This is a genomic window from Acidovorax sp. GW835-FHT14G06, from assembly GCF_058793595.1.
The window spans coordinates 188,681-202,328 of the sequence record NZ_JBXAGA010000001.1 but is presented as its reverse complement, the minus strand read 5'-3'; the positions used below and the strand labels follow the sequence as shown (position 1 = coordinate 202,328).

Sequence of the window (13,648 nt, the reverse complement as noted above, 5' to 3'; positions counted from 1 at the left end):
CCTGTGCGACAACTCTTTGCAACCCCTCTTTGCCACTCGGTCAGTCGGTGGTGATCTTGTTGTCTGCCACCAGCTTGGCAAAACGTGCGGTGTCGGCCGCAATCTGCTCGGCCATCTGCGCGGGGGTGTTGCCGATGGGTTCGGCGCCAATGTCGTGCATGCGCTTTTGAAAGTCCGGCGACTGGATGACCTTGACCATTTCGGTGTTCAGCCGCGCCACCACATCGGCGGGCGTGCGGGCGGGGGCCAGCACACCAAACCAGGTGCCGATGTCAAAGCCCGCAAAGCCGCTTTCTTGCAGCGTGGGTACGTCGGGCAGGGTGGACGAGCGCTTGGCCGTGGTCACTGCCAGCGCCCGCAGCTTGCCCGCCTTGATGTGCGGCAGCACTGGGGTGACGGTGTCGAACGACATCGACACCTGCCCGCCCAGCAGGTCGGTGGTCAGCGGGCCGCTGCCCTTGTAGGGCACATGCAGCAGGGGCTGGCCGATGGACGTGGCGAACTGCGTGCCGATCAGGTGCTGCGCCGTGCCCGCGCCGTTGGAGCCGTAGGAGAACTTGTTGGGCGTGGCCTTGATCAGCGCCACCAGCTCCTTCACGTCCTTGGCGGGCGTGGCCGCACTCACGGCCAGCACGTTGGGCACCAGCGCCACGGTGGTGATGGGTGCAAAACTCTTTTGAAAGTCGTAGTTGAGCTTTTTGTACACGCTCGTTGCAATGGTGTGGTGCACCGCGCCCATCAGCAGCGTGTAGCCGTCGGCGGGGGCCTTGGCCACGTAGTCGGCACCGATGGTGGCGCCCGCGCCGCCCCGGTTTTCCACGATCACGGGCTGGCCCAGGGCCGTGCCCAGTTTTTCGCCCAGCGCACGGGCCAGCACATCGGTGGTGCCGCCGGCCGCAAAGGGCACAACGATGGTGACAGGCTTGGCCGGCCAGGCCTGCGCGTGCGCCGGTGCGCTGGGTAGCGCACAGGCAGCGCCAGCCAGGGCGGCCAGCGCCAGCAGGTGGTGCCGACGGGTGGAGGGCGTTGTGGGCGGCGTTGATGGTGGGTGGTGCGGGGTTGCAATGCGTGTCATGGTTGTCTCCGTTGGGTTGTGGTTCTTGTGGGGGCAGGGCCGGTGGGGACGCGGGTGCGTGGCGTCAGCCCGTGGCTGCGATCAGGATCGCGCGGAAGTCGTTGACGTTGGTGCCCGTGGGCCCGGTGACCACGGCGTCGCCCAGCGCGCCAAAAAAGGAGTGGGCGTCGTGTGCGTCCAGCGCGGCGGTGGCGTGTTGGCCCAGCACGGCGGCGCGCTCCAGCGTGTCAGGCGTGGCGATGGCGCCTGCCACGGGCTCCAGGCCATCGATACCGTCGGTATCCCCGGCCAATGCGTACACGCCGGGCAAGCCCTTGAGCGACAGGGCCAGGGACAGCAGGCATTCCACATTGCGCCCGCCATGCCCCGGAGTTGGCATGGCTTGCCCTGGTGCCGGTGTGCGCAGGGTGACAGTGCTTTCGCCGCCACTCAGCAGCACGCGGTGCCGTGGTGACGGGGCCTTGGCGGCGTAGCGGGCGACACCGGCCAGCACGGTGCCCATGTCGCGGGCTTCGCCCTCCAGTGCATCGCCGAGCAGCGTGGGCTCGATGCCCGCCTGGCGCGCCACCTGGGCGGCTGCCTGCTGGGCCAGGTCGGGCGTAGCAATGACGTGGGTGGTGATGGGGCCCAGCCGGGTGTCGCCGGGCTTGATGCTTTCGCTGGCGGCAGTGTCCAGTGCGCCCAGCACGGCGGGCGGCAGCGTAATGCGGTAGCGCTGCAAGATGGCCAGCGCCTGTGCACGGGTGGTCGGGTCGGCCACGGTGGGGCCCGAGGCCACGTCCAGCGGGTCGTCGCCCGGAACATCGGACATCACCAGGTTGACCACGCGGGCGGGGCTGCAGGCCAGGGCCAGCCGCCCGCCCTTGATGGCCGAGAGGTGGCGCCGCACACAGTTCATCTCGCCAATGCTGGCGCCGCTGCGCAGCAGGGCCTGGTTGAGCGCCTGCTTGTCGGCCAGCGTGACCCCCGGCAATGGCAAGGGCAGCAGTGCCGAGCCGCCGCCCGACCACAGGCCAATCACCAGGTCTTCTGCTGTGAGGCCCGCCACTGCGGCCAGCATCTGATGCGCAGCAGCCAGGCCCGCCGCATCGGGCACGGGGTGGGCAGCCTCCAGCACGCGGATGTGCTGGCAGGCGGCAGCATGCCCGTAGCGTGTGACCACCACGCCAGAGAGCGGCGTGGGCCAGTGGGCCTCCAGCACCTGCGCCATCTGCGCCGATGCCTTGCCCGCGCCGATCACCACCGTGCGGCCCCGGGGCGGGGCAGGCAGGTGCGGCGGCAGACATATCGCGGGCTGCGCGGATGCGATGGCGGCGTCGAACATGCTGCGCAGCCAGTGGCGAGCCTGGGTGTCGATGTGCGTGCTCATCGGGTCGTGGGGCAGGGCGCAGTGTGTTGGGGCCACGCAGCTCAGGCGGCCTTTTGCAACTGCGTGCTGCTGATCAGCGCGCACACGGCGTCGGTCACCTGCGCCGTGGTGGCCGTGCCGCCCAGGTCGCGGGTGTGCAGGGCGGGGTTGGCGGTGACCTGTTCGATGGCCTGCATCACTGCGCGGGCGGCGTCGGCCTCGCCCAGGTGCTCCAGCAGCATCACCACCGACCAGAAGGTGCCGATGGGGTTGGCCAGGCCCTTGCCCATGATGTCGAATGCCGAGCCGTGGATGGGCTCGAACATGCTGGGGTATCGGCGCTCGGGGTCGATGTTGCCGGTGGGCGCGATGCCCAGGCTGCCCGCCAGCGCGGCGGCCAGGTCGCTGAGGATGTCGGCGTGCAGGTTGGTGGCCACGATGGTGTCGAGCGTGGCAGGGCGGTTGACCATGCGGGCCGTGGCGGCGTCCACCAGCTCCTTGTCCCATTTCACGTCGGGGAACTCGGTGGCCACCTGCGCGGCAATCTCGTCCCACATCACCATGGCATGGCGCTGCGCGTTGCTCTTGGTGATGACGGTGAGCAGCTTGCGGGGGCGGGATTGGGCCAGGCGGAAGGCGTAGCGCAGGATGCGTTCCACCCCCACGCGGGTCATGATGGACACATCGGTCGCCGCCTCGATGGGATGGCCCTGGTGCACGCGGCCGCCCACGCCCGAGTATTCGCCCTCGGAGTTTTCGCGCACGATGACCCAGTCCAGGTCCTTGGGCGTGCAGCGCTTCAGGGGCGCATCAATGCCCGGCAGGATGCGCGTGGGCCGCACGTTGGCGTACTGATCGAACCCTTGGCAGATCTTCAGGCGCAGGCCCCACAGCGTGATGTGGTCGGGGATGTCCGGGTCGCCCGCCGAGCCGAACAGGATGGCGTCCTTGCCGCGCAGCGCATCGAGCCCGTCGGCCGGCATCATCACACCGTGGGCGCGGTACCAGTCGCCGCCCCAGGCAAAGTTTTCGAACTGGAACTGCAGGCCCGTGTGGCGGGCGGCCAGTGCTTCGAGCACGCGCTGGCCGGCGGGAATCACTTCCTTGCCGATGCCGTCTCCGGGGATGGTGGCGATTTGGTAGGTTTTCATGAAGGTCTTTGGTCTTGGTGTGTGAAAGCGTCGGGAAAGGCCTGTGGGGATGTCGTGCCGCGAAAAAGCGGGTGGAACAAAAACAGTGAGAGCGACTGTAGGCATCCGCTCGTTGTAAAAACGGCGCTCAAGTGAATCCATCGTTAATCTGCAGTTGATAATGTGGCGATGAGCTCCACCATCCAGCCCGCAGAACTGGGCTTCTTCTCGGCACTGGCGGCCAGTCCCAGCCTGAGCGCCGCCGGGCGCGAAATGGGTGTCTCCACCGCCGCCGTGAGCAAACACCTGGCGCAGATGGAAAAGCGCCTGGGTGTGGTGCTCATCAACCGCACCACCCGGCGCATGAGCCTTACGCCCGAGGGCGAGCTGCTGCTGGAGCACGCGCGCCGCATCCTGCGCGAGATCGATGCGCTGGACGAACTCATCGTGCAGTCCAAGGCCAGCCCCAAGGGCCTGCTGCGCGTGAATGCCACGCTGGGTTTTGGCCGCATGCACATTGCGCCCGTGATCTCGGACTTTGTGCGCCAGTACCCCGAAGTGGATGTGCAGCTGCAGCTGTCGGTGCACCCGCCACCGATCACCGACGATGCCTACGACGTGTGCGTGCGTTTTGGCGAGCCACCCGACGGCCGCGTGATTGCCCGCCGCATGGCGCCCAACCGGCGCGTGCTGTGCGCCGCACCCGCCTACCTGGAGCAGCATGGCAGGCCCCGCGTGCCGCGCGACCTGATGGAGCACCAGTGCATCGGCATCCGCCAGGGCGACGAGGCCTACGGCCTGTGGCGCCTGACCACCGGGCGTGGCAGCAAGGCGCACACCGAGTCGATCAAGATCACCGGCAACCTCACCACCAACGACGGCGAGATCGCTGTGCTGTGGGCGCTGCAGGGCCACGGCATCGTGATGCGTGCCGAGTGGGATGTGAACCGCCATCTGGCCCAGGGCCTGCTGGAGCCCGTGCTGCCGCAGTACCACACGCCTGCGGCCGACATCTATGCGGTGTACCCCCAGCGGCACCAGTTCTCCACGCGGGTGCAGGCGTTTGTGGGGTTCCTGGCCGGGGCATTGGCCGCGTCAGGCACGCTGGCGGGAGTGGGCGTGGGTGGCCGCACGGACAAGCGGCGGGCCGTGCGGGTTTCTTGACCTGGTGGGTGGCGCGCGGGCCGCTGCCGGGTTAGGGTGTTGCCGAGGCATCCTGTGATGCCTCTCTGCCCCCCGGACCTGTACCTGGCTTTCATTGCCCCTGCTTTGCCCATGAAAACATTGTTGCCGCTCATCCCCCCGCTGTTGGTTGCCCTGTTGGCCGGGCCTGCGCAGGCCGCCGATTCGCAGGTGGCCGCCGATTGGTCCCTGTCCGCCGATGGTGCTTATGTGTTGGACCAGCGCGCCGGCCTGGCCTGGCCACGCTGTGTGGAGGGCATGCAATGGACCGGCAAAACCTGCACGGGCCAGCCCCTGCTGCTGGACCGTGCCGAGGCCACGGCCCTGGCCTCTGACCGCTGGAAGGCCGAGGGTGTGGGCTGGCGCCTGCCCCGTGCGACAGAGCTGCAGCGGCTGGTGGACAAGGCGCTGTCGCCCCCGGGCCTCAACCCCCTTCTGTTCCCGGCGGCGCCGGGCCAGTGGCACTGGACGTCCACCGCCAACGTGAGCGCGCCCAGCGTCAACCAGTACACCTACGGCAACATCGCCCAGAGCCGGGCGGGTGATGGCGCGCGGCAGGCGGCCATGATCAACGGCTGGGCGGTGAACCTGTCCACCGGCGAGGCGCGCGGCGATGCCGCTCGGGCCAGCAAGCTGCCGGTGCGGCTGGTGCGGCCGATGCCGGTGGGGGCCGCCAAATAGGCGATCGCCCCGCTGCAGCCGCATCCGGCAGGACAGGGCGGGGCGGCAGGGCGCTTCAAGCGGCCTGTGGTTGTGCGTCGGCCGCTGCAAACACCTCGCGTGCCGCGGCCAGTCCGTTGAGCGCGGCCGGAAAGCCTGCGTACACCGCCATCTGCATCAGCACCTCCACGACCTCTTCGCGGGTGACGCCCACATTCAGCGCCGCCTGCAAATGCACCTTGAGCTGTGGCGTGGCGTTGCCCAGCGCGGTCAGTGCGGCGATGACTGCAATCTCGCGGCTGCGCAGGTCCAGCCCGGGGCGCGAATAGATGTCGCCAAACGGAAACTCGATCAGGTAGCGCGCAAAGTCGGGGGCGATGTCGGCCAGGCTGGCGACGACACGCTCACCCGCGTGGCCGTCGATTTCGCGTAGCTTGGTGAGGCCCTGGAGATAGCGGGGTTGGGTTTCGGGAGACATGGGAGCTTCCTTGGTGGGTGGACGACGGGGTGGACCGAAGGGAAGCTTCCAGGCCCTGGTAGTGCGCGATCTTGGCTTGCAGTGCCTGTGCGGCTTGCTGCATCGTGGTGATCGTTGCCAGCACCTGCGCCAGGTGCTGTTCCAGCAACTGGCGCCGCTCAGGGGCGGTGGCGTTCCCTTCGCTGCGCAGCCGCGCAAAGGCCTGCATCTGCCCGATGGGCATCTGGGTCTCGCGCAGGCGCAGCAGGAATCCGATCCACTCCATGTCCGACGCCGCATAGCGGCGCTGGCCACCGGGTGCACGGGCTACCGGCGCAATCAAACCGGCGCGCTCGTAGTAGCGCAGGGTATGTGCGGTCAGGCCTGTGCGTCTGGCGACTTCGGCAATGGTGAGGAGGGATGCCATGGGAACGATTCTGAAAGTTAGAGCGCACTCTAAGTCAAGCGGCAAGTGCAGGACTTTGGACTGAGTGTGTGAAAGCGTTTCTGACCCGTAGCTGCAGCGCCCTGCGTGCATCGTTCGCCCAAGCGCATGGGGGTTTCCAGCCATTCACCGAGGGGACAGCGCGTTGGCGCAGCCTGGTCAAGAATGCGGGTTGGTGGTGCTGCGGCGCCGTGGAGTGCAGCACTGTTTCACCACACTGCGCGGTCCAGCGCATAGGCCCTTTGTCCCATCTTTTACCTGCGAGTCCTCCATGAACCCTTCCATCCCTACCACCGCGCTGCAGTTGCGCTCGCTTGTGCAAGCCGATGGCACCTTGCAGATCAGCCTGGAGCCGACGCCCGTGCCCACACCGGGGCCCGACGAAGTGCTGATCCAGGTGCAGGCCACGCCCATCAACCCTTCGGACATTGGCCTGCTGCTGGGCCCCGCCGATCTGTCCACCGTGCAGGTCACGGGCACGGTCGAGCGGCCGGTGGCCACGGCCCACATCCCTGAGCGCGCCATGCCTGGCATGGCGGCACGCCTGGGCCAGAGCATGCCGGTGGGCAACGAGGGCGCAGGTCTGGTGGTGGCCGCAGGTAGCTCGCCCGCCGCGCAGGCGCTGCTGGGCCGCACGGTGGCCGTGATTGGCGGGGCCATGTATGCGCAATACCGCGCCATGCCTGCGTCGCAGTGCCTGCCGCTGCCACCCGGGACCACAGCGGCTGAAGGCGCATCGTGCTTCGTCAACCCGCTGACGGCGCTGAGCATGGTGGAGACCATGAAGCGCGAGGGCCACACCGCGCTGGTGCACACCGCGGCAGCCAGTAACCTGGGCCAGATGCTGCTCAAGATTTGCCAGAAGGACGGTGTCGGCCTGGTCAACATCGTGCGCAAGCCCGAGCAGGCGGCGCTGCTGCGCGAACTGGGCGCCCAGTATGTGTGCGACAGCAGCGCGCCCAATTTCATGGCCGAGCTGACCGATGCGCTGGCCGCCACGGGCGCCACCATTGCGTTTGATGCCACGGGCGGTGGCACGCTGGCCGGTCAGATCCTGCAGTGCATGGAGGCCGCCATCAACCGCAAAGCCAAGGAATACAGCCGCTATGGTTCGGCCGTGCACAAGCAGGTGTATCTGTATGGCCACCTGGACACCCGCCCCACCGAGATCCAGCGTACCTTTGGCATGGCCTGGGGCGTGGGCGGGTGGCTGCTGTTTCCGTTTCTGCAGAAGATCGGCGAAGAGGCCACGCAGGCGCTGCGCCAGCGCGTGGCGGCCGAGCTGAAGACCACGTTCGCCAGCCACTACGCGCGCACCGTGTCGCTGGCGGGGGCGCTGAGTGCCGAGTCCATTGCGTTCTATGGCCCGCGCAACACCGGGGCCAAGGTGTTGATCGACCCGTCGCTGTAAGCGACATTGCAAAGGCGCGCCTGACGCCCTTGCGGGGCGCGGCTGCGCGGCAGGCACCAACAAAAAGGGCTCCCAAGGGAGCCCTTTCTGCCTGCCCGCCCCTGCGGTTCAGTTAACACTCCCCATGGCAACAGCACCCGCACCGCGCGAAGTGCCACCGCCATGGGAAGTCCCGCAACTGCTTCAAACCAACCCAAGCAGTTGGTCTGCCAAATTACATGGCGCTGAATTCACCCGAAGGGATCTGGCCGGTGCGCACAGCTTCAGCAGCCTGGGCACGCACGGCAGCGCGGTCAGCGGTGGACTTGTAGGTCACCACGCGCGAACCTGCGGGCTCGATGGAGCGTGTTTGTGCCACGGTAGCGGCTTCAGCAGCCACTTCAGCGCGGGTGCGGTTCGTGTCGAACTTGAGGGCGAATTGCGAGCCATCGGCTTCGTCAGCATGGGCGCCAAAAGCGGCGAAGGCGGCAACGGCGGCGACGGAGAGGAAACGGGCGGTCTTGTTCATGATGAAAATCCTTGAAAGTTAAAAAGCGTCTCAAAAAAGCCGGTTCAAAAACCATTCCTGAACCGGGTTCGGTGAGTCGCCTTGCGGGTTCGGCTCATCGATGGGATGAACTGTACGCCGATGGTGTTCAGAGAAAAACTACTCAGTCGCGAACTAACTGTTCCAGTATTGAGAACAATCTTTCCACCCTCCCGCGCTCACGTCTGAACTTTCAGCACTCGAACTCTTGTGGAAAAAACTGTATATTCATACAGTATCAAATCACAGGAGAAGCAGCGCCATGCAAGTCATCGAATCCACTTTCGCCGTCACTCTGCGCGACTATCCCGAGGAGCTCCCGGCCAAGGAGCGCATTGCCGCAGAAATCAGGTACGCCAAGGCGCTCGAAAAGCAGCTCGGTGGGCCCGAACAGGTCGCCGCCGCCCTGGACACCATGCAGAGCCTGGAAGAGTCACCGCCCGAGGTGGTTTCTCCTGGCGACCTCACCCTGCTCAAGGCTTGGGGCAAGGCCAGTGTGGCAGCCCGGCAGGCAGGGTTCCGGGATCTGGGGGAAGGGGAGGGTGCGTACTTTGAAGTGCGGCTGGTACGGGCCTGAAAGGCTGCCACAGCGGGCGAGGGCATTTGCCGAAGGGCCCGCAGGTCCGCGTTCGGCATGAGGGCTGGAGCAGCGCGGGATGAGCAGACGCCGTAACGATCGGCCGATGCCCAATGCTCTCTGTGTCGTGTTGGACAGGTCACCCTTGTGCTTGCACACCTGCGTTGCCGGCAGATACTGTGTGTACATTGCATTACCTGCACCCATCAACGCCGGAGACAAGACACCATGACCCTGCCGCTTCACCCCCTGGACGCCGACCTGTTTGCCCGCGCGTTGCCGCTGCTGGACGACGAGTGGCTGACCCGCGACCCCGAACTGGCGCCCGTGTTGCCCACGGTGCTCGCGCGCAATGTGGGGCAGGACTGGCACAAGGCGGGCACGTTTCGACACCACCTGGTGGGTGTTACGCGCACCCTGACCGTGTGGCAGCAGCCGCGCGATGTGCGTTTGCTGGGTCTGCTGCACAGCGTGTATGGCAATGCGTTTGTGGACTTGGTGAAGTTCGACCCCGCCAAGGAGCGCGCCCGGGTGCGCGAGATTGCGGGCGAGTCGGCCGAGCACCTGGTGTATCTGTTCTGCACCCAGTCACGCACGCAGTTTGTGCAAAAGGTGCTGGCCCATTCGCTGGAGGCCGACGGCAGCCTGGTGCTGCAAAAAGATGGGCAGGACCACGTGCTCACGCCGTATGAGGTGGCGGCCTTCATCATCGTGAGCATGGCCGACACCATCGAGCAGTGGTTCAGCTGGCAGGACGACATCTTTTCGCGCTTTCCGGACGTGCAGCACCGTAGCCAGAAAGCGCACTGGGCCGCATCGCTATGGCCCGGGCCCATGCGGCCGTCGGGGCGCATGGTGCACCAGATCAATGGGCTGGCCAAGGCGCTCCAGCACCCGGGGCTGAAGGACGTGCTGCCCATGCCGCCCGTGTTTGCGCACTGCTCGCAGTACCTGTCTGCGGCCAACGAGGCGGCGGCCACGTCACTGTACTGGTCCGTCATCCAGCAAGACCAGCCGCTGGTGGACCTGGACGTGGCCACTGGCGTGCTGGAAAGCGCCGTGCGCCACAACCCGTGGGTGGGTGAGCCGCAGATGGTGCTGGCCCAGTTGTATCTGTCCGCCGGCCGCAAGGACGACGCCAAGGCCGCCGCCGAGAGCGCGCTGCACCTGTTCAGCGCCTGGGGCAATGCGTGGGACAAACGCGTGCAGTGGGACGCCTGGGTGGCCTGGACGCGTATCCTGCTGCAGGGCGCGACGGTGGAAGGCACCTGGCCCGAGCGGCTGGACAAGCTGAACAACGTGGCGCTGCGGGGCTGAGGAAACCGCTTTGCAGCTTGTTATGCGATTGGGTTGTAATGAAATGAAAACTTAGTTGTTCCAGTTTTATCGGGGAAACCCTAGGATGCGAGCCATCTCTCAACGAAAGGTTTTCCCTGTGAACAACAACAAGCGCCTTCTCCTGCAATCCGCCCTGGCCCTGGCTGCTGCCGCCGCTTTCTCCACTGGCGCCATGGCCCAGGACAAGCCCATCAAGGTGGGCGTGACCGGCGGTCCCCACGCCCAGATCTTCGAGCAGGTCAAGAAGGTGGCCGAGAAGGACGGCCTCAAGATCCAGATCGTCGAGTTCAGCGACTATGTGCAGCCCAACGCCGCACTGGCCGCGGGCGACCTGGACGCCAACAGCTACCAGCACAAGCCTTACCTTGATGCTCAAGTGGCCGACCGTGGCTACAAGCTGGTGTCGGTGGGCTACACCGTCAACTTCCCCATCGGCCTGTATTCCAAGAAGGTCAAGAAGCTGGAAGACCTGAAGGAAGGCGCCAAGTTCGGCATTCCCAACGACCCCACCAACGGCGGCCGTGTGCTGCTGGTGCTGCAGGACAAGGGCCTGATCAAGCTGCGTGACGGCGCTGGCCTCAAGGCCACGCCGCTGGACGTGGTGAGCAACCCCAAGAAGCTCAAGTTTGTTGAACTCGACGCGGCCCAGCTGCCCCGTTCGCTGGACGATCTGGACGCATCGGCCATCAACACCAACTTTGCGTTGTCGGCCGGCCTGAACCCTGGCAAGGACGCCATTGCGCAAGAAAACGCCAAGAGCCCCTATGTCAACCTGATCGCCGTGCGCGACGCCGACAAGGACAAGCCCTGGGTGGCCAAGCTGGTGAAAGCCTACCACTCGGAAGAAGTGAAGAAGTTCATCCAGACCGAGTTCAAGGGCTCGGTGTTGCCCGGGTTCTGAGGCTGATCGCAAACGCGCCCTGCGATGCAGGGCGCTGCGGCTCTGCGGAGTGACCTGCTGCTTCGCTCCCTCTCCCGCAAAGGGAGAGAGGGCAGAAAAACGACTGCAACAAAAGTCAAATATCCAGGCATTTTTGGCTGTTGGCGCTTATCCATAAAGCGCGAAAAGCTATCTAAATGATAGCGATAGGCCAGCCCCATTCCCCTGCGTCGTGCTGGGGAAACTGCGGTATGGCGCTTGCATACACAATGAGAGGGTAACGTCCAGTAACACCATCCCCTCCACCATGCCCTTCGCGGAACGAATCTTCTCAGCGGTCTGGTTGAGTGCGACCACGCTGTTGTTCGTTGCGTCGCTGTGGGTGCCGGACGTCAGCGTGCGGGTGTTTCTGGACAACGCCTCGTGGACACTGGCGTTTGGGCTGTCGGCCTTCTGGGCCTGGCGCGGTTGGCGGCAGGCGCCCCCCACCGACCGCACGCTGCACGCCGGTCTGCTGGCCTTTGCCCTGCTGGTGGCTGTGGGGCAGATCGTGTGGAACGTGCAGGTGGCGCTGGACTGGAACCCGTTCCCGGCGCCCGCCGATCTGCTGTTTCTGGCCGGTGGGCCGCTGTGGGCCGCCACTGTCATCCGTGCCACGTTTGCCCGCCTCTCGCGTGACCGTGCCTACCCGGCGGCGCTCGACTTTGGTGGCGCCGTGTTGGCGCTGCTGGGGTTCACGCTGGTGGTCTATCTGCCCTCGGGCGGGGTGGGGTCGCTGGCGGTGAGCACGGTGCTGGTGCTGTACCCGGCGGGGTTCCTCACGGCGGCGGGTGTCACGGCGCTGGCCATTCCTACCGTGGGGGTGCGGGTGGCGCGTTCGCACCTGCTGGTGTTGATGGGCCTGCTGGGCTATGGCCTGAGCTGGATGCAGTGGAACCTGATGGTGATCAGCGGCACGGTGGAGCCGGGTGTCTGGTTCAACGCCAGCTTCAGCCTGTCGGCGCTCGCACTGGGGTGGGGCGCGCGCTGGCTGCGCTTTGATATGTCGGTGGATGCCGACTACCGCCGCCAGTGTGACCGGGCCATGAACTATGTGCCGCTGGTGTCGATGACGCTAGCCGCCATCACCCTGGTGCTGCTGTTTGTCGCGCCCGACGGGCGTGCCGGGGTGCAGGTGCTCATCCTGGTGTGCTGCCTGCTGGTGCTGCTGCTGGCCGCAATGCGCCAGACCATTGTGGTGAGCCTGCTCAACCGCCTGCGCACCGCCGAGGCCGCCGTGCTGCGCAATGAGGAGCAGCTGTACCGGGTGGCGCACTTTGATGCCCTCACCGGCCTGCCCAATCGCCGCTACTTTGAAGACGCGCTGGAGCGCGCTGTGGCCGAGGCTGCGCGCGACACGCAGAGTACTAACCGCCGCGTGGCATTGCTACTGATTGACCTGGACCACTTCAAGAGCGTGAACGAAACCTACGGCCACCGCGTGGGTGATGCGCTGCTGAGCGAGGTTGCCCAGCGCATCACCCAGCTGCTGGCAGGGCAGGGCCTGGTGTCGCGGCTGGCCAATGACCAGTTCACCGTGATGCTGCTGCGCCCCGCATCGCGTACCGATCTGGCGCAGCTGGCGGCTTCTCTGGTGGAGGGGCTGGCGCGGCCCTGGGAGCTTTCGGAGGTGGGCGCGCAGTACATGGGTGCAAGTCTGGGCATCAGCCTGTATCCGGATGACTCTGTCAACAGCGTGGAGCTGGTGCGCCATGCGCATTCGGCGCTGCATGCCACCAAGAGCGCGGGGCGGGGCTCGTACCGCTTCTACATCGAGGAGTTCACGCAGATCACGCGTGGCCGGCTGGAGCTGCGCAGACGCCTGCACAGCGCGCTGCAAGGGGGTGAGTTCACACTGGTGTACCAGCCCCAGCTCAACCAGCAACGCCAGACGGTGGGCGCCGAGGCACTGCTGCGCTGGTCGATGGAGGGCAAGCCGGTGCCGCCCGACGAGTTCATCCCGCTGGCCGAGGAGAGCGGGCTGATCGTGCCCATCGGGCTGTGGGTGTTTGAGACCGCCTGTCGCCAGATGGCACAGTGGCGCGCCGAGGGCTGGCAGGTGCCGGTGGTGTCGGTCAATGTCTCCACCATCCAGCTGCGCGAGCCGGGTTTCACCCAGACCCTGTTGGGCGTGACGCAGCGCGCCGGTGTGGAGCCTGCGGGCCTGGTGCTGGAGATCACCGAGTCGCAGCTGCTGGACGAGTCTCTGTACGCCATCGCGCTCGACCTGAAGAATGCGGGTTTTGCGCTGTCGATTGATGACTTTGGCACCGGTCACTCATCACTCATCAAGCTCAAGCGCCTGCCGGTGAGCGAGCTGAAGATCGACAAGGTGTTTGTGCGCGACATCGTGGTGGACGTGAACGACCGCGAGATCTGCGCCACCGTCAACGCCCTGGCCCGCACGCTAGGCCTTTCGGTGGTGGCCGAAGGCGTGGAGACTGAGGAGCAGCTGCAGTTCCTGATCCGCATGGGCTGCGAGCGTTTTCAGGGCTGGCTGTTTGCCCCGGCCCTGCCGCCCCAGCAACTGGCCGAACAATGGTTGCAGCGGCAGGGGTTGCCCGCTGCGCAGTGACTGTG

Annotated in this window: 13 protein-coding genes; 7 read left to right on the top strand and 6 right to left on the bottom strand. The window is 66.1% G+C overall.

Going from position 1 to position 13,648, the window contains the following annotated elements:
* Positions 1–40 precede the first annotated feature (40 nt).
* The 3 genes from AC1Q64_RS00885 to AC1Q64_RS00875 all read right to left on the bottom strand — a co-directional run bounded on the left by AC1Q64_RS00885 (position 41) and on the right by AC1Q64_RS00875 (position 3,574).
* Positions 41–1,075, bottom strand: coding sequence for a Bug family tripartite tricarboxylate transporter substrate binding protein (locus AC1Q64_RS00885; RefSeq protein WP_422849392.1), 1,035 nt, complete (start codon positions 1,073–1,075; stop codon positions 41–43).
* Positions 1,076–1,139: 64 nt separating this feature from the next.
* The gene (locus tag AC1Q64_RS00880) at positions 1,140–2,444 is read right to left on the bottom strand and encodes a glycerate kinase type-2 family protein (RefSeq protein WP_492250119.1); all 1,305 of its coding nucleotides are present in this window, start codon (positions 2,442–2,444) and stop codon (positions 1,140–1,142) included.
* 41 nt (positions 2,445–2,485) lie between these two features.
* Positions 2,486–3,574, bottom strand: coding sequence for a tartrate dehydrogenase (locus AC1Q64_RS00875; RefSeq protein ID WP_492250118.1), 1,089 nt, complete (start codon positions 3,572–3,574; stop codon positions 2,486–2,488).
* A 168-nt stretch (positions 3,575–3,742) separates the two neighbouring features.
* Here AC1Q64_RS00875 and AC1Q64_RS00870 point away from each other — a divergent pair, with 168 nt between their 5' ends.
* Together AC1Q64_RS00870 and AC1Q64_RS00865 are read left to right on the top strand one after the other, a co-directional pair.
* Positions 3,743–4,717 (top strand): LysR family transcriptional regulator, encoded by a 975-nt coding sequence (locus tag AC1Q64_RS00870; protein ID WP_492250117.1) that lies wholly within the window; start codon positions 3,743–3,745, stop codon positions 4,715–4,717.
* Positions 4,718–4,828: 111 nt separating this feature from the next.
* Positions 4,829–5,416: an Lcl C-terminal domain-containing protein gene (locus AC1Q64_RS00865; RefSeq protein ID WP_121944071.1), complete on the top strand. Its 588-nt coding sequence runs from the start codon at positions 4,829–4,831 to the stop codon at positions 5,414–5,416.
* Between the two features lie 55 nt (positions 5,417–5,471).
* Here AC1Q64_RS00865 and AC1Q64_RS00860 read toward each other — a convergent pair whose 3' ends face one another.
* On the bottom strand, positions 5,472–5,873 hold the full coding sequence (locus AC1Q64_RS00860; RefSeq protein ID WP_492250116.1) for a carboxymuconolactone decarboxylase family protein: 402 nt from the start codon (positions 5,871–5,873) through the stop codon (positions 5,472–5,474).
* Positions 5,800–6,279 (bottom strand): MerR family transcriptional regulator, encoded by a 480-nt coding sequence (locus tag AC1Q64_RS00855; protein ID WP_492250115.1) that lies wholly within the window; start codon positions 6,277–6,279, stop codon positions 5,800–5,802. Before AC1Q64_RS00855 ends, AC1Q64_RS00860 begins: the two co-directional genes overlap by 74 nt.
* A gap of 289 nt (positions 6,280–6,568) precedes the next feature.
* Between AC1Q64_RS00855 and AC1Q64_RS00850 the strand changes: the two genes are divergently transcribed.
* A complete protein-coding gene (locus AC1Q64_RS00850; protein ID WP_492250114.1) occupies positions 6,569–7,708 on the top strand; it encodes a zinc-binding dehydrogenase in 1,140 nt (379 codons plus the stop codon).
* A 214-nt stretch (positions 7,709–7,922) separates the two neighbouring features.
* Here AC1Q64_RS00850 and AC1Q64_RS00845 read toward each other — a convergent pair whose 3' ends face one another.
* Complete coding sequence (locus AC1Q64_RS00845) at positions 7,923–8,216, bottom strand: DUF4148 domain-containing protein (RefSeq protein WP_108498094.1); 294 nt, start codon at positions 8,214–8,216, stop codon at positions 7,923–7,925.
* A gap of 280 nt (positions 8,217–8,496) precedes the next feature.
* On the opposite strand from AC1Q64_RS00845, the gene AC1Q64_RS00840 reads away from it, so the two are divergent.
* The 4 genes from AC1Q64_RS00840 to AC1Q64_RS00825 all read left to right on the top strand — a co-directional run bounded on the left by AC1Q64_RS00840 (position 8,497) and on the right by AC1Q64_RS00825 (position 13,643).
* On the top strand, positions 8,497–8,811 hold the full coding sequence (locus AC1Q64_RS00840) for a hypothetical protein (RefSeq protein WP_492250113.1): 315 nt from the start codon (positions 8,497–8,499) through the stop codon (positions 8,809–8,811).
* A gap of 228 nt (positions 8,812–9,039) precedes the next feature.
* Positions 9,040–10,128, top strand: coding sequence for a DUF6817 domain-containing protein (locus AC1Q64_RS00835; RefSeq protein WP_492250112.1), 1,089 nt, complete (start codon positions 9,040–9,042; stop codon positions 10,126–10,128).
* 118 nt (positions 10,129–10,246) lie between these two features.
* A complete protein-coding gene (locus AC1Q64_RS00830; protein ID WP_395455012.1) occupies positions 10,247–11,050 on the top strand; it encodes a MetQ/NlpA family ABC transporter substrate-binding protein in 804 nt (267 codons plus the stop codon).
* A gap of 286 nt (positions 11,051–11,336) precedes the next feature.
* Positions 11,337–13,643: a putative bifunctional diguanylate cyclase/phosphodiesterase gene (locus AC1Q64_RS00825; RefSeq protein WP_492250111.1), complete on the top strand. Its 2,307-nt coding sequence runs from the start codon at positions 11,337–11,339 to the stop codon at positions 13,641–13,643.
* Positions 13,644–13,648: the final 5 nt, after the last annotated feature.